The organism is Streptomyces sp. NPDC036764 (genome assembly GCF_055609385.1).
Genome location: NZ_JBVJPT010000001.1, coordinates 422,290 through 442,685 on the forward strand (window position 1 = coordinate 422,290; position 20,396 = coordinate 442,685).

Consider the following 20,396-nt stretch of genomic DNA (forward strand, 5'->3'; position numbering starts at 1 on the left):
GGGGAGTGCTCGGGGGAGCGGAAGGCGGTGCGCGGGTGGGCTCGGGAGGGCTGGAGTTGCCCCCTGGTGACGAGGGTCACGAGGGGAACTCCACAGAGGTCCCACCCGGCACGGTGTCCCTGGCCCGGCCGATGGAGACCAGTTCCATCGGCCCGGAGCTGGACTGGGACACCGACGCCTGGCGCGAGGTGCGTACGCGCGCCAGGCGAGCCGGCCGGGCCTACATCTGGCTGAACCTCGTCGAGCAGCGGCTGCGCGCGGTCGTGGCCGCTGTGCTGCGCCCCATCTACGAACCCGTCCACGGCGACGACTGGGTGGTCGCGGCGGCCGGCCCGGCCGGCCAGGAGTGGGTGCAGCGCGCGGTCGCCGTACGCGAGGTCAGCCGCCGCAAGGGCTATCTGCTGGACCCCGCCGACGACAACGTCCTCAGCTTCCTGACGCTGCCGCAGTTGCGGGAGCTGATGGTGCAGCACTGGCCGTGCTTCGAGCCGTACGTCGACGACCGCCGGGACGTCGAACTCGCCCTGGACGAACTCGAAGTGACCCGTAACGTCGTCTCGCGCAACCGGGCCCTGTCCGAGGCGGTCCTCAACCAGGCGGAGCGCGCCTCGGCGCGGCTGCTGGAGGTTCTCGGCCAGAACGGCGACGTGCCCTCGGCCCGCCGGCTGCCCATCGACGCGGTCGAGGACCTGGTCGGCGACCGGTACGCCGACGTCGTCGCCGTGCACCCCGACCGGGTGCGGCTGCTGCGCCAGTTCCCGGCCGAGGACATCTTCGGCGGCGCGCGCCGGCTCGACGCCATCGGGATCGGCCTCAACCTCCTGGTGCAGAACTTCTCCGGGCGCCGTCTGGTGCGCCTCGCCGAGTCCGGCTGCCGGGTGCGGCTGCTGTTCCTGAACCCGGCCTCCAGCGCGGTCAAGCGGCGCGAGCGCGAACTCGGCATCAAGCGCGGTGAGCTGAGCCGCGCCGTCGAGATGAACATCCTGCACATGCGCCGGGTGCGGTCCCGGCTGCGCGACCCCGGCGCCTTCGAGATCCAGGTCTTCGACGAGACGCCCCGCTTCACGGCGTACCTCGTGGACGGCGACGGCGCCGACGGAGTGGCCGTCGTGCAGACCTATCTGCGGCAGACGCGGGGGCTGGAGGCGCCGGTCCTGGTGCTGCGCAACTTCAACAGAGTGGTCAAGTCGGACGAGATCGACGAAGGCGGGCTCTTCCCGACGTATCGCGAGGAGTTCGAACTCATGTGGGCGGATTCGCGCCCGGTGTCCTGAACTGTCCCACGGCAACCGGTGGCTGCCCACGACCGTCTCCGGCCCTTTGGGGCGGGTAAGCGGAATGCGGTCCTCTGATTGTCAGTGGCGCATGGGAGGGTGGAGACCACTGGGGGAACGCACCACCAAGAAGGGGGACCGCCCATGGGCTGGCACCGTGAGCTGCTGATCGGCTTCGACCTGGAGACGACCGGTACCGATCCGCGCGAGGCGCGCATCGTCACCGGCGCCGTGATCGAGGTCAAGGACGGGCAGCCCATCGGGCACAAGGAGTGGCTGGCGGATCCGGGCGTCGAGATCCCGGCGGACGCGGTCGCCGTCCATGGCATCAGCAACGAACGCGCGGCCGCCGAGGGCCGCCCCGCCGACCAGGTGGCGAACGCCATCGCGGACGTCCTGGTCACCTACTGGAACACGGGCGTGCCGGTCGTCGCGTACAACGCCGCCTTCGATCTGAGCCTGCTCTCCGCCGAACTGCGGCGGTACGGACTGCCCTCGCTGCGCGACCGCCTGGGCGGCCGGGAACCCGCCCCGGTCATCGACCCGTACACCATCGACCGCTGGGCCGACCGCTACCGCCGGGGCAAGCGCAACCTCGAAGCGGTCTGCCGGGAGTACGGCGTCGCCCTCGACTCCGCGCACGACGCCTCCGCCGACGCCCTCGCCGCGGCCCGGCTCGCCTGCGCGATAGCCGCCCGCCACCCCAAGGTCGCGGGCCTGGGTCCGGCGGAGCTGCACCGCCGCCAGATCGAGTGGTACGCCGAGTGGGCGGCGGACTTCCAGGACTTCCTGCGCCGCAAGGGCGACCCGACAGCGGTGGTCGACGGGACATGGCCGCTGCGTGAGCCCGTGGAGGAGAGGGTGGCGGGCGAGACGCTCTGAGCCGCCGCCCAGGCCCGCAGTCGTCTCTAGGCCGGTGCCGCGATGCGTTCGACGCGGGGCTTGGCCAGTCGCTCGTAGTCCGCGCCCGAGATGAGCAGCGAGCGGTCGAGCCGGGCCGCGTTGAAGTACAGCTTCGGCCTGGCGACGACGTCCGGATCGGCGACGACTTCGAGGCCGGGATCGAAGCTGAACGGCAGGACGGTGCCGGGCACGGCGTGGGCCAGCCGCTCGGCGGTCTCCGGGTCGCTGAATCCGACGTAGCGGGCGTCGAACAGGTCCCGGACGGCGTCCAGGTCCACGCGTCGGTCTCCCGGGACGACCGCGAGGACGTGACGTGTGGTGCGCCGGTCCGGCTTGACCCGCAGCACGATGCACTTCGCGGCTTCCGAGGCCGGGTGCCCGCGCAGCGCGCAGACGGCCTCGGTGCTGCCTTCGGGCTCGTGGTCGATGAGGCGGTAGTCGACCTGGGAGGAGTCGAGCAGGGCGATCAGGTGGTCGTAAGTGGCGTGGTGGGCGTGCTCGGGCATGCGGAGTCCTTGTCGGGGGTGTCGGCCGGGAGCGGTTGGCGCTGCGGTGCACGGCGGTGCGTGCGTTCCACCGTCTGCCCCCAGTAGGTGCCGGCGACCATGAGCGCCGCACCGAGGCCGGTGAGCGGGGTGAGGCGGTCGCCGCCGAGGGCGAAGCCCACCGCGACCGCCCAGACCGGCTCGGTGCCCAGCAGCAGGCTGGCACGGCTGGCGGAGGTGCGCTGCACGGCCCAGGTCTGGGCGAGGAAGGCGAACACGCTGCAGAACAGGGCGAGATAGACGAGCTGCGCCCAGGTCGCCGGGTCGGAACGCAGCAGCGTCGGCAGGTCATGGGCCGCGAGCGGCAGGAACACGACCGTGCCGACGAGGGTCTGCACGGTCGTGAGTTGCAACGGACGGATCGCCCGCCCGGCGGTGAGGCGGCCGACGAGTGCGACGTGCACGGCCCGGATCAGTGCGGCGCCGAGCATCAGCAGGTCGCCGAGGCGGGGCTCACGGAAGCCGTTGCCGGACATCAGCAGCCCGACGGCGAGGACACAGACGCCGGTCGCGGCGAAGAAGGTGGCGGGCAGCGCGCCGCGGTGGCCGCCGCGGTCGAGGAGCGGGGTGAGGACGATGGTCAGGCTGATGATGAGGCCGGCGTTGGAGGCGCTGGTGTGGGCGACGCCGTACGTCTCCACGACCAGGACCGCCGCCTGGGTCACGCCCAGGGGCAGCCCGATCCGCAGCTCCTCACGCGTCCACGGGCGTGCCCCGCGCCGCCGGGCGCCGACCAGGCCGAGACAGGCGAGCGCGGACAGGGCGTAGCGGGCGAACAGCACGAGCAGGACGGGGAGGGCCGCGGTCGCCGTCTGGGCGGACAGGTAGCTGGAACCCCAGACGAGCGCGACAAGGAGGAGTACCGCATCGGTACGGCGGACGTCGGACACCCGCCTACGGTGCACCGGTGACGTCCTTGAAGCCCAGTACCACTTTCTAAAACGATCATTTAGCGCGCCTACATCATCGCCCTACACTGGGGCGATGGACGAACGGCAGCTCCGGATCCTTCGGGAGCTCGGCGAACTGGGGAGTGTCACGGCGGTCGCCGAGGCGCTGCTGGTGACGCCGTCGGCGATCTCCCAGCAGCTTCGGCTGCTCCAGCGGGCGATCCCGGTACCGCTGACCGAGCGGCAGGGGCGGCGGCTGGTGCTCACCGACGCAGGGCAGGCGCTGGCGGGCGCGGCCGTGGAGGTCGAGACGGCGCTCGCGCGGGCGCGGCACACCGTCGAGGAGTTCGTCGAGCGGCCGGACGGGGAAGTGTCGGTGGCGGCGTTCCACAGCGCGGGCACCGCGTTCTTCCCACTGCTGCTTCGCGCACTCGCCGGGCCGGGCAGGCCGGCACCCAGGCTCGTCGACGAGGATGTGCCGCAGGAGGACTTCCCCCGGCTCACCCGGGAGTACGACGTCGTCCTCGCCCACCGCCTGGACCATGCCCCGCCCTGGCCGCGGACGGTGGCCGCGACGACGCTGCTGCGTGAGCCGCTGGACGTGGCCATGCCCGCCGACCATCCCCTGGCCGCCAAGCGACGCGTCACCCCGCGCGATGTGGCGGACGAGCCCTGGATCACCGTGCACGACGGCTTCCCGGTGCTGGCGGTCATCGAAGCGATCGCCGCGGCGGCCGGCCGACGCCTCCATCTGGCCCACCGCATCAACGAGTTCGCGGTGGTCGCGGAGGTGGTGGCGGCCGGGGGCGGTATCGCGCTGATGCCGCGCTGGACGATGCGCCGGCATCCGGCGCTGGCCCTGAGACCACTGAGCGGCGTCCAGGCGCGACGCCACATCGACGCCCTCTACCGCCCCGAACGCACGGCCCGCACAGCGGTCCGCACGGTCCTGACCGAACTGCGCCGAGCCGCGCGCGGCATCCAGAGCGGGAAGGCCGACGGCACGGTGACGCCCTGAAGGGGTGCGGGGCTGTGCTTGATCTGCGGCTCCGCCGCGTGGGCGCGATCAGCCACCCGCCACCCGCCACCCGCACTCGCCGTACTGCGAGCGGCTCCCCGAACCTCGGGCGCTCAGAACGGATACCACCGCACCGTCTCGTCCCCGTCCCGCAGTGAGGCCACCCGTCGTTCGAACTCGGCCGATGCCTTCGGGTTCGTCGGTGCGTGCTGGGCGACCCACGCACAGCTCGCGGTCTCGCGCGCGCCGCGCAGCACCGAGCAGCCCTCCCACTCGCGCACGTCCCAGCCGTAGGTCTCGACGAACGACCGGTAGTCCGCCGCGGGCAAGCCGTACCGGTCGCGGGAGAGAGCCATGACCACCAGGTCGTGCTCACGCAGATCGAAGGCGAAGGTCTCCAGGTCGACCAGGACCGGCCCGTCCGCCCCCACATGCACATTGCGCGGCAGCGCGTCCCCGTGGATCGGCCCTGGCGCCACATGAGGCGTCAGCCCCGCGGCGGCGGCCGCGAAACCGTCCCGCCGCTCTCGCAGATACGCCGCGTCCGCCGGATCGATCGCGTCCCCCGCCAGCCGCAGCCAACGCTCCACCCCGCCCAGCAACTCGCGCGGCGGCAGCGCGAAGGAGGGCGCGGGCAGGGCGTGCACGACCCGTAGCAGTTCGGCCAAATCCCGTGGCCCGGCGGGCCGTACGGGATCCGGCAGCCGGTGCCACACGGTCACCGGGTGACCCTCCACCAGACGTGCCTTCGGCTCGGCCGCCCGCACCGCAGGCACGCCCGCCTCTTCCAGCCACACGGCGATGTCCAGCTCGCGCCGCGCCCGGTCGAGGAGTTCGGCGTCACGGCCGACCTTGACGGCCAGGTCACCGGCGGCGAACACCGCGTTCTCACCGAGGGCGAGCAGCCGCGCGTCCCGCGCCGGTCCGGGCAGCACGTCCGCCGCGGCCAGTACGTCCCGCGCCCGTGCCTCGTCCATCGTCCGCCTCCGTGTGCTTCGCCTGCTGTCACGAACGGCGTCGGATTCCCGCCATCCGCGCTCAGTCTCGCATTTCCACAGGTCGGACCAAGTGCGCGCGACCTTGACGGGGTACGGCGCCTTCACGACCATGACGGGGCCCACCCGAGCCGCGCAAAGGGGCTGATTCCGTGACATCGGTGACCGAGGCGGAGAGGCCGGTGAGACGCGCGCCGGGCGGCAAGGAGCGGCGGAGCGTCATGGACCGCGGCGCCTGGTTCCTCGTCCTGCCCGCGCTCATCCCCATCCTGGTCCTGAGCGTCGGCCCACTGCTCTACGGCATCGCGCTGTCCTTCACCGACGCCCAGTCCGGACGAACCCGGCCCACGCAGTGGATCGGCGCGCTCAACTTCACGGACCTGCTGCACGACACCCTGTTCTGGGAGTCGTTCCGGATCGGCCTGGTCTGGGCGGTCGGCGTCACCGTCCCGCAGTTCCTGCTCGCGCTCGGCCTCGCCCTCCTCCTCAACGAGGACCTGCGCCTGCGCTGGCTCGCCCGCGCCCTCGCGATCGTCCCGTGGGCCATGCCCGAAGTCGTCGTCGGTGTGATGTGGCGGCTGGTCTACAACCCCGACGCGGGCATCCTCAACGAGACGATCCGCGATCTCGGTCTCGGCGACGGCCGCGACTGGCTCAGCGGGCTCGGCACCGCCCTGCCGGCCGTCATCGTCGTGGGCATCTGGGCGGGCATGCCGACCACGACGGTCGCTCTGCTCGCCGGCCTCCAGAACACTCCCCGTGAACTGCACGAGGCGGCGGCCGTGGACGGCGCCGGCGCCTGGCGCCGCTTCCGCACGGTCACCTGGCCCGCCCTGAGGCCCGTCGCCCTGTCCATCACGGCACTGAACCTCATCTGGAACTTCAACTCCTTCGCCCTGGTCTACGTCCTCACCAGCGGCGGCCCCGGCGGCCGCACCCGCCTGCCGATGCTCTTCGCCTACGAAGAGGCCTTCCGCTACGGGCAGTTCGGCTACGCGGCGGCGATGGGGTGCGTGATGGTCGCGGTGGTCTCGGTACTCCTCGCGCTCTTCCTCGTCGGCCGGCTCAGGGGAGGTGACCAGGCGTGAGGACCAGCCGAACCGCCCGCGCCGGACAGTACGTGGCGCTGCTGGCGTACCTCGTCTTCCTGGCCTTCCCCTTCCTCTGGCTGATCTCCACCGCCTTCAAACCCCCGCGCGAGCTGGGCAGTCTGCATCCCACCTGGATTCCGAAGGACCCCACGCTCGCCAACTTCCGCCAGGCCTTCGACGAACAGCCCCTGCTGCACGCCGCCCTCAACTCCCTGATCGCCGCGCTCGGCGCCGCCCTCGTCGCCGTGGTGCTCGCGACCCCGATGGCGTACGTCATGGCCCGCCAGCGCACCCCGCTCGCCCGGGCGGCGACCGGCTGGGTGGTCGTCAGCCAGGCGTTCCCGCTGGTCCTGGTGATCATCCCGCTGTTCCTGGTGCTGAAGAACCTGCGGCTGATCAACTCGATGCCGGGGCTGATCATGGTGTACGTGGTGTGGGCGCTGCCGTTCGCGCTGTGGATGCTCGTCGGCTACGTCCGTGCGGTGCCGCCCGAGCTGGAGGAGGCGGCGGCCGTCGACGGGGCCGGGCGCCTCAGGACCCTCGTCTCGGTGACCGCGCCGCTGCTGGCACCCGGCATCGTGGCGACGGCGATGTTCGCCTTCGTCACGGCGTGGAACGAGTTCTTCTTCGCCCTCGTACTGCTGAAGACCCCCGAGAAGCAGACCCTGCCGGTCATCCTCACGCACTTCATCGGCGCGGAGGGCGTCGCCGACCTCGGCCCGCTGGCCGCCGCCGCGTTCCTCGCGACGCTGCCCTCGCTGGTCGTGTTCGCGCTCATCCAGCGACGGATCACGGGCGGCATGCTCGCCGGGGCGGTGAAGAACTGATGCGCATGAGACTGCTGTCGGGCTGCCTGGCCCTGGTGCTGCTGCTCGCCGGGTGCAGCGGCGGCGACGGTGACTCCGCGGGCGGCCGCATCACCCTGCGCTTTGAGTCCCTGGCCTGGCAGGAGGAGTCCGTCCAGGTCAACAAGGAGCTGGTGGAGGAGTGGAACGCGAGCCATCCCGACGTCAAGGTCGAGTATGTGCAGGGCAGTTGGGACGGCGTTCACGACCAACTGCTCACCTCCTTCGAGGGCGGTGAGGCCCCGGACATCATCCACGACGCTTCGGACGACCTCGCGGACTTCGCGTACGGCGGCTATCTCGCCGACCTGACCGACCTGCTGCCCGAGCGGCTCAAGTCCGACATCCCTCAGCGCAGTTGGGAGACGGCGACCTTCGGGGACGGGATCTACGGCGTGCCGTTCCTCCAGGAGCCACGTGTGCTGGTCGCCAACGCGAAGTGGCTGAAGCAGGCCGGCGTGCGCATTCCCACCCCCGAACGGCCCTGGAGCTGGGCCGAGTTCCGGACGATCACCGAGCGGCTGAGCGGGGACGGCAGGTACGGCGTGGCCTGGCCGCTCAAGGAGCCCGTCTCCGCCACCCTCAATCTGTCGCTGTCTTCCGGCGGACAGCTCTTCCACCGGGACGCCGACGGCAAGGTGACCGTCCGTTTCGGAGCGGACGACGAGGTCATGCCGCGCACCGTCCACGACCAGGTCAACGCCGACCGCAGCGCCTCGCCGACGACCCTGGGCAGCGGCGGCTCGGACACCCTGCCCGGCTTCTTCGGCGGCCGGTACGCGATGGTCCCGCTCGGCTTCTCCTACCGCCAGCAGATCGTGCAGCAGGCCCCCAAGGGCTTCGACTGGCAGGTGCTGCCCGCCCCGGCCGGCGCCGACGGGCTCTCCCAGGGCGTCAGTCCGCAGACCCTGTCCATCGCCGAGGACAGCCCGCACCAGCGGGAGGCGGCCGAGTTCATCGACTTCCTGCTGCGCCCCGACAACATGGTGCGGCTGGCCCTGGGCGACTGGATGCTCCCCACCGGCACCGAGGCCCTGAAGGACCCGGCCCTGCACACCGCCGAGAACGACTGGGCCACCGGCACCGCCCTCGCCGCACATCTGCGCTCGGCGCCAGCGCAGTCGGTACGGGGCTACCCGGAGTGGAAGGACAAGATCGCCACGCCCGCCTTCCAGGAGTACTACAGCGGGGCCATCGGCCTCGACGAGCTGCGGGAGCGGCTGGAAGAGGACGGAAACCTGGTACTCGCGCGCTACCAGCGCTGAGGTAATCCGGCTGCACGCGTCACCGGGCGCCGCCCGACACGCGATCTCCGGTCAAATCAAGTTGCACGAGACGTATCGTCTCGAATAGCGTCGAGGATATGACCAGCCCCGCTCACATCGCCATGTTCTCCATCGCCGCCCACGGTCACGTGAACCCCAGCCTCGAAGTGATCCGCGAGCTGGTGGCGCGCGGGCACCGGGTCACGTACGCGATACCGCCGGCCTTCGCCGAGAAGGTCGCCGCCACCGGCGCCGAGCCGAAGCCGTGGCACTCCACGCTGCCCGGACCCGACGCCGACCCGGAGGCGTGGGGGAGCACCCTGCTGGACAACGTCGAGCCGTTCCTGGCCGACGCGATCCAGGCCCTCCCGCAGTTGATCCGGGCCTACGACGGGGACGAGCCGGACCTCGTCCTGCACGACATCACCTCGTACCCGGCGCGCGTCCTCGCCCACCGCTGGGGCGTGCCCGCGGTCTCGCTGTCGCCGAACCTCGTGGCCTGGGAGGGCTACGAGGAGGAGGTCGCCGAGCCGATGTGGGCGGAGCCGAGGAAGACCGAGCGCGGGCAGGCGTACTACCGCCGCTTCCACGCCTGGCTGGAGGAGAACGGCATCACCCGGCACCCGGATCCGTTCGTCGGCCGGCCCGACCGCTCGCTCGTCCTCATCCCGCGCGCCCTTCAGCCCAACGCCGACCGCGTGGACGAGGCGGTGCACACCTTCGTCGGCGCCTGCCAGGGCGACCGCGCCGCCGAGGGCGACTGGCAGCGTCCCGACGGCGCCGAAAAGATCGCACTGGTCTCACTCGGATCGAGCTTCACCAAGCAGCCGGCCTTCTACCGGGAGTGCGTGCGCGCCTTCGCCGGTCTGCCGGGCTGGCACCTGGTGCTCCAGGTCGGGCGGCATGTCGACCCCGCCGCGCTCGGGGACGTCCCGTCCAACGTCGAAGTGCTCAACTGGGTCCCGCAGTTGGCGATCCTGAAGCAGGCCGACCTGTTCGTCACCCACGCCGGCGCGGGCGGCAGCCAGGAGGGCCTGGCCACGGCCACCCCGATGATCGCCGTACCGCAGGCCGTGGACCAGTTCGGCAACGCCGACATGCTGCAGTCCCTCGGCGTCGCCCGCCACATCCCGACGGCCGAGGCCACCGCCGAGAGCCTGCGTGAGACCGCCCTCGCTCTCGTCGACGACCCGGAGGTCGCCCGCCGCCTGAAGGACATCCAGGCGCAGATGGCCCAGGAGGGCGGGACCCGCCGGGCCGCCGATCTCATCGAGGCCGAACTGCGCGCTCGGCGCGGCTAGTCCGTGGCCGCCGTCGTGACGGCCGCCCCATGGAAGGGGCGGCCGTCGCATCGGAACGGAGGCCCGTCACACCGTGACGGCCTGTTGGCTGAGTGCCAGACGCGCGTTGTCGAGAGTGGCGTCCATCCGGGCGGCCTGGCCCTTGGTGAACATGAACATCGCGGCGTCGTCGGTGTAGTCCATGTAGTTCATGAACATGTCGCCGTTCGGGCCGTTGCTGCACGTGGTGCTGGGGAATTTCGGTGAACCGACGTTCGGCCCGGCCTGGTTGGGGGTGTCCGCCACGAAGTCGCTGCCGCTGCACCCCTCGTCGTCGTCACCCCAGATGTGGCGCAGGTTGAGCCAGTGGCCGATCTCGTGCACGGCCGTGCGGCCGCCGTTGAACGGCGCGGCGGCGGTGCCGCGCGTGCCGAAGGCGCTGTGCGTGATGACGACGCCGTCCGTGGATCCGGCGCCGCCCGGGAACTGGGCGTAACCCAGCAGCCCGCGGCGCAACTGGCAGACCCAGACGTTCAGGTAGACGTCCGCGGGCCAGGCGTCACGTCCTCCGCTCAGGCTGAACTTGACCAGATCGTCCGTGTCCCAGTCCGCGTTCGAGGTCTGGGTGCGCGTGATGCCGTCCGTGGTCCGGCCCAGCGGATCGGTCCGGGCGAGATGGAACTGGATGCGCGCGTCGGCCACCAGGTCCCGCCACACCGGCGGCACCTGGTTGACATCGGCGTTCGTCCCGCGGAAGTCCTGGTTGAGGACGTCGATCTGACTGTTGATCTGGGCGATGTCGACGTTCTGCTCGGGGGTGTTGTGCACCACGTGCACGACGACGGGAACGTCGATGACGCCCTGTCGGGCGGCCTCCCGCCGCTGTGTCTCGTAGCTGAACGCGGTGTTCTCGATCAGGGCACGATTTGCAGCGTATTCGGGATTCAGGGTGAGGAGTCGGCGGTGCACTTCCATGGCGCCGCACCAGCGGCTGTAGTCGGCGGAAGTGGCGCGGAGATAGGACTGCGCATCGGACATGGCTGCGCCCCTCGATTGGTGTTGGATTTGCCGCGCGCACGGCTGCGCAACTGCGCGTCGGACACGCGCTGTGGGGGCCGCGCGACACCGGTCGGCACGGCCGGTTGCCCGCTCCCTCTGGACCCATACACTGATAATCCTAGGCATTCACGGAGAAGACCGGCAATTTGTGCGACATGGAAGTGAGCGAGGTGGCCGGGTCATGCGAGAGCCCCCTCCGGGTCTGTTCCGGTCCTGGATCCACTCCTACGAAGAGGATCACGGTGACGTGCGGGTCTACCGGCCCGACGGCTATCCGTTCCCGCCGGCCCGCGGACGCCGTGGCATGGAGTTCGCACCCGACGGCGCGTTCGTCGACCATCCCCTGGGGCGCGGCGACGCTCCCGCCGCCGTACCCGGTCGCTGGCAGCTCCTGACGGACGGCCATGTCCTGTTGACCTTCGAAGGAGCTCGCCCGGAGCGGGAGTTGGAGATTGTGCGCTGCGACGAGGCCGTGCTGGAGGTGCGTCGCATCACGGACTGAGGGCGTACACACTGAGGGCCCGTTGGTTCCCCCGGAACCAACGGGCCCTCAGCGATGGTGGGTCGACTCAGCCGGCGGGTCGTGTCAGACCCCTACGCGCTCTCCCTCGTCGTCGCGGGCCGCCCCGCGGGTCACGGCCTCGGGGGCCTCGTCGTGGGTCAGGTCCGGCAGGCGGTTCAGCCACTTCGGGAGGTACCAGTTGCGCTCGCCCAGCAGTGCCATCACCGCCGGGAGCAGGACGCCCCGGATGATCGTGGCGTCGATGAGGACCGCGGCCGCGAGGCCGACGCCCATCTGCTTCATGGACTGCATGGACAGCGTGCCGAAGATCGCGAACACGGCGACCATGATGACCGCGGCGCTGGTGACGACGCCGGCCGTGGTGACCACGCCGTGCTGGATCGCGTCCTTCGTGCTGCGGCCCCGCAGCCGTGCCTCACGGATCCGGGAGACCACGAACACGTGGTAGTCCATCGACAGGCCGAACAGGATCACGAAGAGGAACAGCGGCAGCCAGGTGATGATGGCGCCGACGCCCTCCGCGCCCACCAGGGACGCGCCCCAGCCGTGCTGGAAGACGGCGACGAGGATGCCGTACGCCGCGCCCACCGACAGCAGGTTCAGCACGATCGAGGTGATCGCGATGGTCAGGGAGCGGAACGACAGCAGCATCAGCCCGAAGGCGAAGACCACGACGAAGGCGAAGACCGGCACGACCGCTCCGGCGAGCTGGTCGTTGAAGTCCTTCGACCCCGCGACCTGCCCGGTGATCGGCGCCTCGACCCCGTCCACCTTGCCCAGCGTCGCCGGCCGCACGTCGTCGCGCAGCTTGTCCAGGCTCGCGCCCGCCTTGTCGAGGTCGGACCCGCCGACCAGCGGCACGTACACGAAGGCGACGTTCTGCTCGTCGTGCAGCTTGATCTCGACCGGGCCGCGTGAGGCACCCGAACTGATCGCCCGGTCACGGAAGTCGGCGAGCGCGGACTTCACCTCGGGAGCGTTGATGTCGTTCGCCTTGACGATCACCTCGGCCGGCTCGGAACCGCCCGGGAAGGCCTCGTTGACCCGGTTGTACGTCTGCACGATGGGCAGCGAGTCGCCGAATTCCTGGTCCAGCGTGAGGTTCTGCGTCTTCATGCCGACCGCGGGAGCCGCGATGGCCAGCAGCGCACCGGCGGCGACGACGACCGAGATGACGGGCCGGGCCAGCACGCCCTTGAGCACGGCCGTCCAGAACCGGCTCTCGCGATTGGCGCCGCCCCGATTGCGGCGGAGCTTGCTCTCCGGGTGCAGGAAGGGGATCTTGCCCTTCTCGACCCGCTCGCCGAGCAGCGACAGCAGCGCCGGCAGCACGGTGACCGACCCGACCATGGCGACCGCCACGACCATCAGTGAGGCCAGGCCCATCGCCTCGAACTCGGCGAGACCGGTGAACAGCATGCCCGCCATCGCCACGCACACCGTGACACCCGAGACGATGATCGCGCGGCCGCTGGTGGCGGCGGCGACGCGCAGCGCGGTCTGCGGGTCCCGCCCGGCCTGGCGCTCCTCGCGCTCACGGCGCAGGTAGAACAGGCAGTAGTCGACGCCGACGGCCAGGCCGACCAGCAGCATCACGGAGTTCGCGGTGTCGCTCATCGGCATGACATGGCTGACGATGCCCATCAGGCCCATCGTCGCCATGATCGCGGTGACCGCCAGCAGCACCGGCAGCAGGGCCGCCACCAGCGCGCCGAAGGCGATGAGCAGAATGCCGAGGGCCACCGGCACCGCGGAGTACTCGGCCTTCTGGAAGTCGTCCCCGAACGCGTCGTCGAACGTCTTCATCATGCTCGCGCCGCCGATCTCCTCGATCCGCAGCGAGCCGTGGTCCTTCTGGACGTCCTCGACCGCCTTCAGCACGGGCTCGACACGCTCACCCGCGGTGTCCGAGTCGCCGCGTATGTCGAACTGCACCAGCGCGCTGCGGCCGTCCTTGGAGATCGTCCGCGTGTCGTACGGCGATGTCACGTCCGTGACCTTGCCGGTGCCCTCGACCGCCTCGACGACCGCGGTGACGGCGCTGCGGAACTCCCCGTCGGTGGCCTTGAGCGAACCGCCCTTCGCCTGGATCAGGACCGTCTCACTGGCCGGCTCCTCGATCCCCGCGTCCTCGATGATCTTGGCGGCGGTGTGTGTCTCGCCCTTGAGCTGGTCGCTGTCCTTGACGTCGACCCGGCCGGCCGCCGAACCGAGCCCCATCGCCAGGACGACGAACAGCACCCAGATGCCGACGGCAGCCCATCGATGGCGGGCGCTCCAGCCGCCGGCGCGGGCGGCGAGGCCCCGTACCCGCGTTTCTCCGTTCCCCATGATGGGCTTGCCCCCTCGTCTTGCGGTGGCGGCCCCCTGCCGCCTCCTTTCGTTTCGAAGGTATGGGCCGGATAAAGCCATCTCGTCGTGCTCCCCGGTGAAGTGCGGCGGCCGGAACTCATCCCCTCGGACCGCGCTCCCTCCCCACTGGGGAGGATGGGGGTCCCTTACATCTATCCGGCCGGGTCGGGGGAGCGGATCAGGGAGACGGCGGCCTGCCGGATCGGGCGAAAGAGCTTGTGCTTCATGCTGACCGGTAAGTAACTTACGGGTCCGGTCGTCGTGCCCGCCCCCACTGGGCACGACGGCCGCCATAAGGTGACGGGATGACGACGACGTACGCGGCGCTGCTCCGTGGCATCAACGTGGGCGGCAGCAGAAAAGTCCCGATGGCCGAACTGCGCACCCTGATGACCGGTCTCGGCCATGGCGGCGTTCGCACCCATCTGCAGAGCGGCCAGGCGGTGTTCGCCGCCGATCACGGCGACGAGGAGTCCCTGGCCGCGGAGCTCGCGTCGGCCATCGAGAAGCACTTCGGCTTCGCCGTGGACGTGATCGTCCGCGACCACGCCTACCTCAGGGCGATCGCCGACAACTGCCCCTTCCCCGCAGCCGAGTTGGAGCCCAAGCAGCTCCATGTCACCTACTTCTCCGCCCCGGTCGAGGCCGAGCGCTTCGCGGAGATCGACCCGGCCGCCTTCCTCCCGGAGGAGTTCCGGCTCGGCGACCGCGCCCTGTACCTGTACGCCCCGAACGGCCTGGGCCGCTCCAAGCTCGCCGAAATCCTGTCGAGACCGCGGATCAACAAGGGTTTGATTGCCACCAGCCGCAACTGGAACACCGTCGTGAAACTCGTGGAGATGACAGGTGACTGAGGTCCGGACCACCGCCGTGGAAGCCGCCATCGAGGGCGAACTGCGCCTTCTCCGGCCGGAGGTCAGGTCCTCCCCGGAACTGCTCGCCGAGCTGCTGCACCCCGAGTTCCGGGAGTTCGGCGCGTCCGGGCGGTACTGGGACCGGCCCTCGATCATCGAGTCCCTGGTCGCGGGCGAGGACCCGGGGCCCCGACCCGTCGTCGTGTCACGGATGGACGGCGTGCAGCTCGCCCCCGATGTCGTCCACATCACCTTCGACACGGAGCACGACGGCCGCCGCGCACACCGCAGTTCGCTCTGGCGGCGCACGGACACCGGGTGGCGGATGTACTTCCACCAGGGGACGCCGTTCCACGCCGAGGGGGAGTGACCTTGCGCTACGTCATCATCGGGGCAGGAGCCGTCGGCGGCGTCATCGGCGGACGGCTCGCGGGCTCGGGACACGAGGTCGTCCTGGTCGCCCGGGGCACCCACTACGAGGCCCTACGGGACCACGGGCTGCGGCTCAGGGTGCCCGAGGGCGAGCTGACCCAACGGCTGCCGGTCGTCGACGGACCCGCCGCGCTCGGGGAACTGCGCCCCGACGACGTCCTCGTGCTCGCTGTGAAGACCCAGGACAGCGTGGCCGCGTTGCAGACCTGGGGCCCCGCCCCGGTCGCCGGCGGCGGTACGGCCGCCGAGCGACTGCCGCTGTTCTGCGCACAGAACGGCGTCGAGGGCCGGCGCCTGGCCCTGCGGCTGTTCCGACGTGTCTACGGCGTCTGCGTCTGGCTGCCGTCGACGTACGTCGAACCCGGCGTCGTCTCCGCGGCCGGCAGCCCCCTCACCGGAATCCTGCACCTCGGCCGCCACCCGCACGGCGCCGACGAGACCGCCCGCCTCGTCGCCGCCGACCTGGAGAAGTCGCACTTCGAGGCGCCGGTCGTCGCGGACGTGGCGCGCTGGGAGTACGCCAAGCTGCTGTCCAACCTCGGCAACTCCCTGGAGGCCGTGACCGGTCCCGTCTCCGACGAGGACGCCGTCGCGCTGTTCCGGCGGGTGCGGGCCGAGGGCGCTGCCGTGCTCGACGCCGCCGGGATCGCGTACGCGAGCACCGAGGAACAGCAGGCGGTTCGGGGCGACAAGGTCACCCTGGTCCCCCTGGACGGTGCCCCGCGCGGCGGCGGCTCCTCCTGGCAGTCCCTCACCCGCGGCACCGGCACCATCGAGGCCGACTACCTCAACGGCGAGATCGCCCTGCTGGGCCGGCTGCACGGCGTGCCGACCCCGCTGAACGAACTCCTGCAGCACCTCGCCGACACCTTCGCGCGCGAGCGGCGGGCGGCGGGCTCGATGCCGGTGGCGGAGCTGATACGGCTGGCCGACGAGGCGGTCGTCAACACATGCTGATCAACTGACCGCGGCTCCGCCCAACCACGCGACAAACAGCGGCCGTTGTCCCTATGGTGATCCGCGCCAGGACGGCGGGGAGAGCATGTCACCGTGGCGGGCGGCGCACCATGGGCCTGCCCGTCACGTCGCGGCACCGGCCGAGCCCTCGGCCGTGCAAGCCACAGGAGGCGGGACAGTGAGCACCTACAACATGCGCGACTTCGACGGCTCGACCCACGACGGTGCCGACCCCGTCGCGCTGCTGCGCCTCGCGGAGCGGCTCGTGGAGCGGCTGCGCATCGAGAAGCCCGCGCTGGTCCCGCAGGGGGAGATCGTCCGGGACGAGCTGCTGGAAGCCGCACAGGACGGTATGCCCGCCAACCGCGGCCGTATCCGCTTCGCCCTGGAGGCCATCGGCATGGGTGTGGCGGCGAGCGGCGGCTGCCTGATCCTGGTCCAGGAGATCGGCCGCGTGCTGGAGGTGTGACAGCGGGCGCCGGGCGCCTGGCGCTCAGGCCCCGACGGCCGCCAGCACCGGCACCCGCGCCGCCTCGTAGCGCTCCAGCAGGACCCGGGCCACCTCGGGCGCCGCCCCCAGCACGTCCGCGAGGACGTCCGCCTCGGCCGCGCCCCGGGCGATGCGGTCCGGGAGGAAGCCCGGCGCCAGGACGTACGGCGCCACGGCCACCCGCTCGCAGCCGAGCGCGCGCAGCTCGCGCACCGCGTCCTCGGTGCGGGGCAGAGATGCGGAGGCGAACGCAGGCCGCACGGCGCACCAACCGGTGTGCCGCCACTCCCGCGCGATTTCTGCGATCACTGCGATCGCCTCCGGGTCGGTGGACCCCGCCGAGGCCAGCACGACCCCGGTCGAGGACTTGTCGGCGGGCGTCAGGCCCGCCTCGTACAGACGCCGCTCCAGGGCCGACGTCAGCAGCGGCGACGGGCCCAGGACCTCCGCCTGCCGGATCCGCAGTTGCGGCGGCGCGTCCCGCAGGACCGCCGGGATGTCGGCCTTCGCGTGGAAGGCGCGGGTCAGCAGCAGGGGCAGCGCCACGACGTCCCGCACGCCCTGCGCCGCCAGCGACTCCAGCACGCCCTGCACGGACGGGATGTTGAAGTCCAGGAAGCCGGTCTCCACCCGCACGCCGGGGCGCAGCGAACGGACCCGCCTCACGAGTGCGTGCACGATCGCGGCATGCCGCGGGTCGCGGCTGCCGTGGGCGATGACGAGGAGGACCGGTTTCTTGGACATCGGGGTTCAGCTCCTTGCCAGCAGACCGCGGCTGCGCAGCACCCACCGCTCCAGCGGGCTGAAGATCAGCAGGTCGATGGCGATGCCGACGATCAGGATGAGCAGGATGGCGAAGAACACCATCGACATGGAACTGGTGTTGCGGCCGTTCTCCAGCAACTGGCCGAGGCCGACGCCGAGGTCCGGGGAAGACGCGATGATCTCCGCCGCCATCAGCGAGCGCCAGGAGAAGGCCCAGCCCTGCTTCAGGCCCGCGAGATAGCCGGGCAGCGCCGCCGGCATCACGATGTGCCAGGTGCCCTTCAGGCCCGTCGCGCCCAGCGTGCGGCCGGCCCGCAGGAACAGCGGCGGCACCTGGTCGACGCCGGAGACCAGGCCGTTGGCGATCGAGGGCACCGCGCCGAGCAGGATCACCGCGAACATCATCCGGTCGTTCAGGCCCAGCCAGATCACGGCCGGCGGCACCCAGGCCACCGACGGCAGCGACTGGAGGCCGGACAGGATCGGCCCGATCGCCGCGCGCACGAACCTCACGCGCGCGACCACCAGACCCAGCGGCGTACCGATCGCGAGCGCCAGCAGGAAGCCCAGCAGACCCCGCGAGACGGACGTCCAGATGTACTCGTGGAGAGTGCCCTCCAGCCACGACTCGCGCAGCTCGCCCCACACCTCGGACGGCGCGGGCAGCTTGGTCGGGTCGCCGGCGATCCCGGACGACACCAGGAACTGCCACACCGCCAGCACCAGCGCGACGGCGACGACCGGCGGCAGGATCTTCTGGGTAAGGGTCTTCCGGAACGGTGTACGGCCCGTCTGGACCGTCTCCAGGGCGTCCAGGCCCGCTTCGAGCCCGGCGAGATCGGCCCCGTCCTTGGCGGCGGTCGTCTCAGTGCTGGCCATGACGGCGGATCTCCCCACGCAGTTCTTCGGTGATCTCCCGGGACAGTTCCGCCACCTCGGCGTCCTCGATGCGGCGCGGCTGCGGGATGTCGACCGTCCACTCCCGCGCCACCCGGCCCGGGCGGGACGACAGCAGGACGACGCGCTCGGCCAGCCGGACCGCCTCGCGCACGTTGTGCGTGACGAACAGGACCGACACCCGCGTCTCGCGCCAGATACGGGTCAGCTCGTCGTGCAGCACGTCACGGGTGATCGCGTCGAGCGCGGCGAACGGCTCGTCCATCAGCAGCAGTTTGCTGTCCTGGGCGAGGGCCCGCGCCATGGCGACCCGCTGGCGCATACCGCCGGAGAGCTCGTGCACCCGCTTGCCGTACGCGCCCTTGAGGCGGACCAGTTCGAGGAGTTCCTCGGCGCGCTCGCGCCGCTCGGCCTTGGCGACGCCCCGGAGCTTCAGGGCGAGTTCGATGTTCTTGCCCGCGGTCAGCCACGGGAACAGGGCGTGCTCCTGGAACATCAGAGCCGGCCGGCCGTCGGTGGTGATGCTGCCCGCGCTGGGCCTGTCAAGGCCGGCCACCAGGTTCAGCAGGGTCGACTTGCCGCAGCCGGACGCTCCGAGGAGGGTGACGAACTCGCCGGGCGCCACATCGAGGTTGATGTCGTCCAGGACGAGCTGCTGCCCGGCGGGGCCGGCGAAGGACTTCGAGACGCGGTCGATGCGCGCGGCGTGCTCCACGGACACATCCGTGTCGGCGGCCTTGGCGAGGGCTGTTGCCATGGTCGTCACCTCCTGGGAACTCATCGGGATCAGTGCCTTGCTCACGACTTCGCGCCGAGTCCGGCGTCGTCGGCCTCGGGCTCGCCCTCGCCCTTGAGGACCTTGTTCAGCGGCGCCAGGTCGTAGATGCCGGTCAGGTCCGGCCGCTGGAGCAGCCCCGCCCTGACCGCGTGCTCGGCCTGGGTGTTCAGCGTGTCTGCCAGCGGGTCGTCCGTGACCTGGATGGACCGCCACGCCGGGTCGAGCACATCGGCAGGGAGCGGTTTGCCCGTGTCGGCCTTGAGCTGGGCGTTCGCCGCGGCCTTCGCCTTGTCCGGATGGGCGCCGATCCACTTGTTGGTCTTCACCGAGGCGCGCAGGACGGCCTCGACGACGTCCGGGTGCTCCTTGAGGAAGCTCTGCGACACGATCATGTTCGTGATCACGAACTTCTTGTCCGGCCACAGGTCGGCCTCGTCGAGGAGCACCTTGCCGCCCTCGGCGACCAGCTTGGACGCGGTCGGCTCGGGCACCCACGCGCCGTCGATCGAACCGGACTTGTAGGCGTCCGGCGTGATCTTGTTGTCGGTACGGACGACGGAGACGTCGCCCTTGCCGCTCTCGGCGTCGACCTTCCAGCCCTGCTCGGAGACCCAGTTGAGGAACGCCACGTCCTGGGTGTTGCCGAGCTGAGGCGTGGCGATCTTCTTGCCCTTGACGTCCTTGAGGGACTTGATCTTCTCCGGGTTCACGACGAGCTTCACGCCGCCGGAGGCCGAACCGGAGATGATCCGCAGGTTCTTGCCGCCCGCCTTGCTGTAGCCGTTGACCGCGGGGGAAGGGCCGATCCAGCCGATGTCGACGGAGCCGGAGTTCAGCGCCTCGATCTCCGACGGACCGGCGTTGAACGTGGAGTACTGCGCCAGCGTGCCGCCCAGCTCCTTCTGGAACAGCCCCTCGTGCCTGCCGACGAGTGCGGTGGCGTGGGTGAGGTTCCCGAAGTAGCCGATCTTCACCGAGTCCAGGCCGTCGACCTTGGCCGCCCCGGCGATGGCCTGCTCGGTGTTCTCCTTGGCCTGCGAGCCGTAGCCGCACGCCGCGAGGGCGAGCAGCGGCAGCGCGGCCAGGACGGCGAGCATCCGTCGCGGGGCGGGGGTGGCAGGCACGGGAGGGGTTCCTCTCGGTGGCCCGGCACTCACGCCCTGCTCAGGCGCGGCCGGGGGAT

At 71.0% G+C, this 20,396-nt stretch carries 21 protein-coding genes; 12 read left to right on the plus strand and 9 right to left on the minus strand.

The features are described from left to right. Positions 1 to 35 precede the first annotated feature (35 nt). Together ACZ69Q_RS01795 and ACZ69Q_RS01800 are read left to right on the plus strand one after the other, a co-directional pair. Complete coding sequence (locus tag ACZ69Q_RS01795) at positions 36 to 1,274, plus strand: SAV2148 family HEPN domain-containing protein (RefSeq protein ID WP_471034571.1); 1,239 nt, start codon at positions 36 to 38, stop codon at positions 1,272 to 1,274. A gap of 144 nt (positions 1,275 to 1,418) precedes the next feature. After that, complete coding sequence (locus tag ACZ69Q_RS01800) at positions 1,419 to 2,156, plus strand: exonuclease domain-containing protein (RefSeq protein ID WP_471034575.1); 738 nt, start codon at positions 1,419 to 1,421, stop codon at positions 2,154 to 2,156. 26 nt (positions 2,157 to 2,182) lie between these two features. On the opposite strand, the gene ACZ69Q_RS01805 is transcribed toward ACZ69Q_RS01800, so the two are convergent. Beyond that, positions 2,183 to 2,683 (minus strand): YbaK/EbsC family protein, encoded by a 501-nt coding sequence (locus tag ACZ69Q_RS01805; RefSeq protein ID WP_471034579.1) that lies wholly within the window; start codon positions 2,681 to 2,683, stop codon positions 2,183 to 2,185. Then, positions 2,644 to 3,612 carry a DMT family transporter gene (locus tag ACZ69Q_RS01810; protein ID WP_471034584.1) on the minus strand — a complete coding sequence of 323 codons (969 nt, stop codon included), beginning with the start codon at positions 3,610 to 3,612 and terminating at the stop codon, positions 2,644 to 2,646. The genes ACZ69Q_RS01805 and ACZ69Q_RS01810 overlap by 40 nt, the downstream gene beginning before the upstream one ends. Positions 3,613 to 3,706: 94 nt before the next feature. On the opposite strand from ACZ69Q_RS01810, the gene ACZ69Q_RS01815 reads away from it, so the two are divergent. Further along, positions 3,707 to 4,630 (plus strand): LysR family transcriptional regulator, encoded by a 924-nt coding sequence (locus tag ACZ69Q_RS01815; protein WP_471034588.1) that lies wholly within the window; start codon positions 3,707 to 3,709, stop codon positions 4,628 to 4,630. Between the two features lie 113 nt (positions 4,631 to 4,743). Here ACZ69Q_RS01815 and ACZ69Q_RS01820 read toward each other — a convergent pair whose 3' ends face one another. Continuing rightward, positions 4,744 to 5,607: a phosphotransferase enzyme family protein gene (locus ACZ69Q_RS01820; protein ID WP_471034593.1), complete on the minus strand. Its 864-nt coding sequence runs from the start codon at positions 5,605 to 5,607 to the stop codon at positions 4,744 to 4,746. Positions 5,608 to 5,777: 170 nt separating this feature from the next. Here ACZ69Q_RS01820 and ACZ69Q_RS01825 point away from each other — a divergent pair, with 170 nt between their 5' ends. The 4 genes from ACZ69Q_RS01825 to mgt all read left to right on the plus strand — a co-directional run bounded on the left by ACZ69Q_RS01825 (position 5,778) and on the right by mgt (position 10,127). Continuing rightward, positions 5,778 to 6,713, plus strand: a complete 936-nt coding sequence (locus tag ACZ69Q_RS01825) for a carbohydrate ABC transporter permease (RefSeq protein WP_471034597.1) — start codon at positions 5,778 to 5,780, stop codon at positions 6,711 to 6,713. After that, a complete protein-coding gene (locus ACZ69Q_RS01830; protein ID WP_471034600.1) occupies positions 6,710 to 7,543 on the plus strand; it encodes a carbohydrate ABC transporter permease in 834 nt (277 codons plus the stop codon). The genes ACZ69Q_RS01825 and ACZ69Q_RS01830 overlap by 4 nt, the downstream gene beginning before the upstream one ends. A 5-nt stretch (positions 7,544 to 7,548) precedes the next feature. Next, a complete protein-coding gene (locus ACZ69Q_RS01835) occupies positions 7,549 to 8,826 on the plus strand; it encodes an ABC transporter substrate-binding protein (RefSeq protein ID WP_471034604.1) in 1,278 nt (425 codons plus the stop codon). Positions 8,827 to 8,924: 98 nt separating this feature from the next. Continuing rightward, complete coding sequence (mgt, locus tag ACZ69Q_RS01840) at positions 8,925 to 10,127, plus strand: macrolide-inactivating glycosyltransferase (RefSeq protein WP_471034606.1); 1,203 nt, start codon at positions 8,925 to 8,927, stop codon at positions 10,125 to 10,127. Between the two features lie 66 nt (positions 10,128 to 10,193). On the opposite strand, the gene ACZ69Q_RS01845 is transcribed toward mgt, so the two are convergent. Beyond that, the gene (locus ACZ69Q_RS01845; RefSeq protein WP_471034607.1) at positions 10,194 to 11,144 is read right to left on the minus strand and encodes a zinc metalloprotease; all 951 of its coding nucleotides are present in this window, start codon (positions 11,142 to 11,144) and stop codon (positions 10,194 to 10,196) included. Positions 11,145 to 11,346: 202 nt separating this feature from the next. Between ACZ69Q_RS01845 and ACZ69Q_RS01850 the strand changes: the two genes are divergently transcribed. After that, positions 11,347 to 11,667 carry a hypothetical protein gene (locus ACZ69Q_RS01850; protein ID WP_471034609.1) on the plus strand — a complete coding sequence of 107 codons (321 nt, stop codon included), beginning with the start codon at positions 11,347 to 11,349 and terminating at the stop codon, positions 11,665 to 11,667. Positions 11,668 to 11,751: 84 nt separating this feature from the next. Here the strand turns inward: ACZ69Q_RS01850 and ACZ69Q_RS01855 are convergent, their stop codons facing one another. Next, positions 11,752 to 14,019, minus strand: coding sequence for an MMPL family transporter (locus ACZ69Q_RS01855; protein ID WP_471034611.1), 2,268 nt, complete (start codon positions 14,017 to 14,019; stop codon positions 11,752 to 11,754). Between the two features lie 326 nt (positions 14,020 to 14,345). Here ACZ69Q_RS01855 and ACZ69Q_RS01860 point away from each other — a divergent pair, with 326 nt between their 5' ends. The 4 genes from ACZ69Q_RS01860 to ACZ69Q_RS01875 all read left to right on the plus strand — a co-directional run bounded on the left by ACZ69Q_RS01860 (position 14,346) and on the right by ACZ69Q_RS01875 (position 16,752). Continuing rightward, complete coding sequence (locus ACZ69Q_RS01860) at positions 14,346 to 14,894, plus strand: DUF1697 domain-containing protein (RefSeq protein ID WP_471034612.1); 549 nt, start codon at positions 14,346 to 14,348, stop codon at positions 14,892 to 14,894. Further along, on the plus strand, positions 14,887 to 15,264 hold the full coding sequence (locus ACZ69Q_RS01865) for a nuclear transport factor 2 family protein (protein ID WP_471034615.1): 378 nt from the start codon (positions 14,887 to 14,889) through the stop codon (positions 15,262 to 15,264). The genes ACZ69Q_RS01860 and ACZ69Q_RS01865 overlap by 8 nt, the downstream gene beginning before the upstream one ends. Positions 15,265 to 15,266: 2 nt before the next feature. Continuing rightward, the gene (locus tag ACZ69Q_RS01870) at positions 15,267 to 16,283 is read left to right on the plus strand and encodes a ketopantoate reductase family protein (RefSeq protein ID WP_471034619.1); all 1,017 of its coding nucleotides are present in this window, start codon (positions 15,267 to 15,269) and stop codon (positions 16,281 to 16,283) included. Positions 16,284 to 16,461: 178 nt separating this feature from the next. Next, positions 16,462 to 16,752, plus strand: coding sequence for a hypothetical protein (locus ACZ69Q_RS01875; protein WP_471034621.1), 291 nt, complete (start codon positions 16,462 to 16,464; stop codon positions 16,750 to 16,752). 24 nt (positions 16,753 to 16,776) lie between these two features. Here the strand turns inward: ACZ69Q_RS01875 and ACZ69Q_RS01880 are convergent, their stop codons facing one another. Genes ACZ69Q_RS01880 through ACZ69Q_RS01895 form a run of 4 tightly spaced genes read right to left on the minus strand, consistent with a single transcriptional unit; the run spans position 16,777 to position 20,337 of the window. Next, positions 16,777 to 17,517, minus strand: a complete 741-nt coding sequence (locus ACZ69Q_RS01880; protein ID WP_471034623.1) for a sirohydrochlorin chelatase — start codon at positions 17,515 to 17,517, stop codon at positions 16,777 to 16,779. A 6-nt stretch (positions 17,518 to 17,523) separates the two neighbouring features. Then, positions 17,524 to 18,417 carry an ABC transporter permease gene (locus ACZ69Q_RS01885; RefSeq protein WP_471034625.1) on the minus strand — a complete coding sequence of 298 codons (894 nt, stop codon included), beginning with the start codon at positions 18,415 to 18,417 and terminating at the stop codon, positions 17,524 to 17,526. Beyond that, complete coding sequence (locus ACZ69Q_RS01890) at positions 18,404 to 19,192, minus strand: ABC transporter ATP-binding protein (RefSeq protein WP_471034627.1); 789 nt, start codon at positions 19,190 to 19,192, stop codon at positions 18,404 to 18,406. Before ACZ69Q_RS01890 ends, ACZ69Q_RS01885 begins: the two co-directional genes overlap by 14 nt. A gap of 41 nt (positions 19,193 to 19,233) precedes the next feature. Beyond that, the gene (locus tag ACZ69Q_RS01895) at positions 19,234 to 20,337 is read right to left on the minus strand and encodes an aliphatic sulfonate ABC transporter substrate-binding protein (protein WP_471034630.1); all 1,104 of its coding nucleotides are present in this window, start codon (positions 20,335 to 20,337) and stop codon (positions 19,234 to 19,236) included. Positions 20,338 to 20,396: the final 59 nt, after the last annotated feature.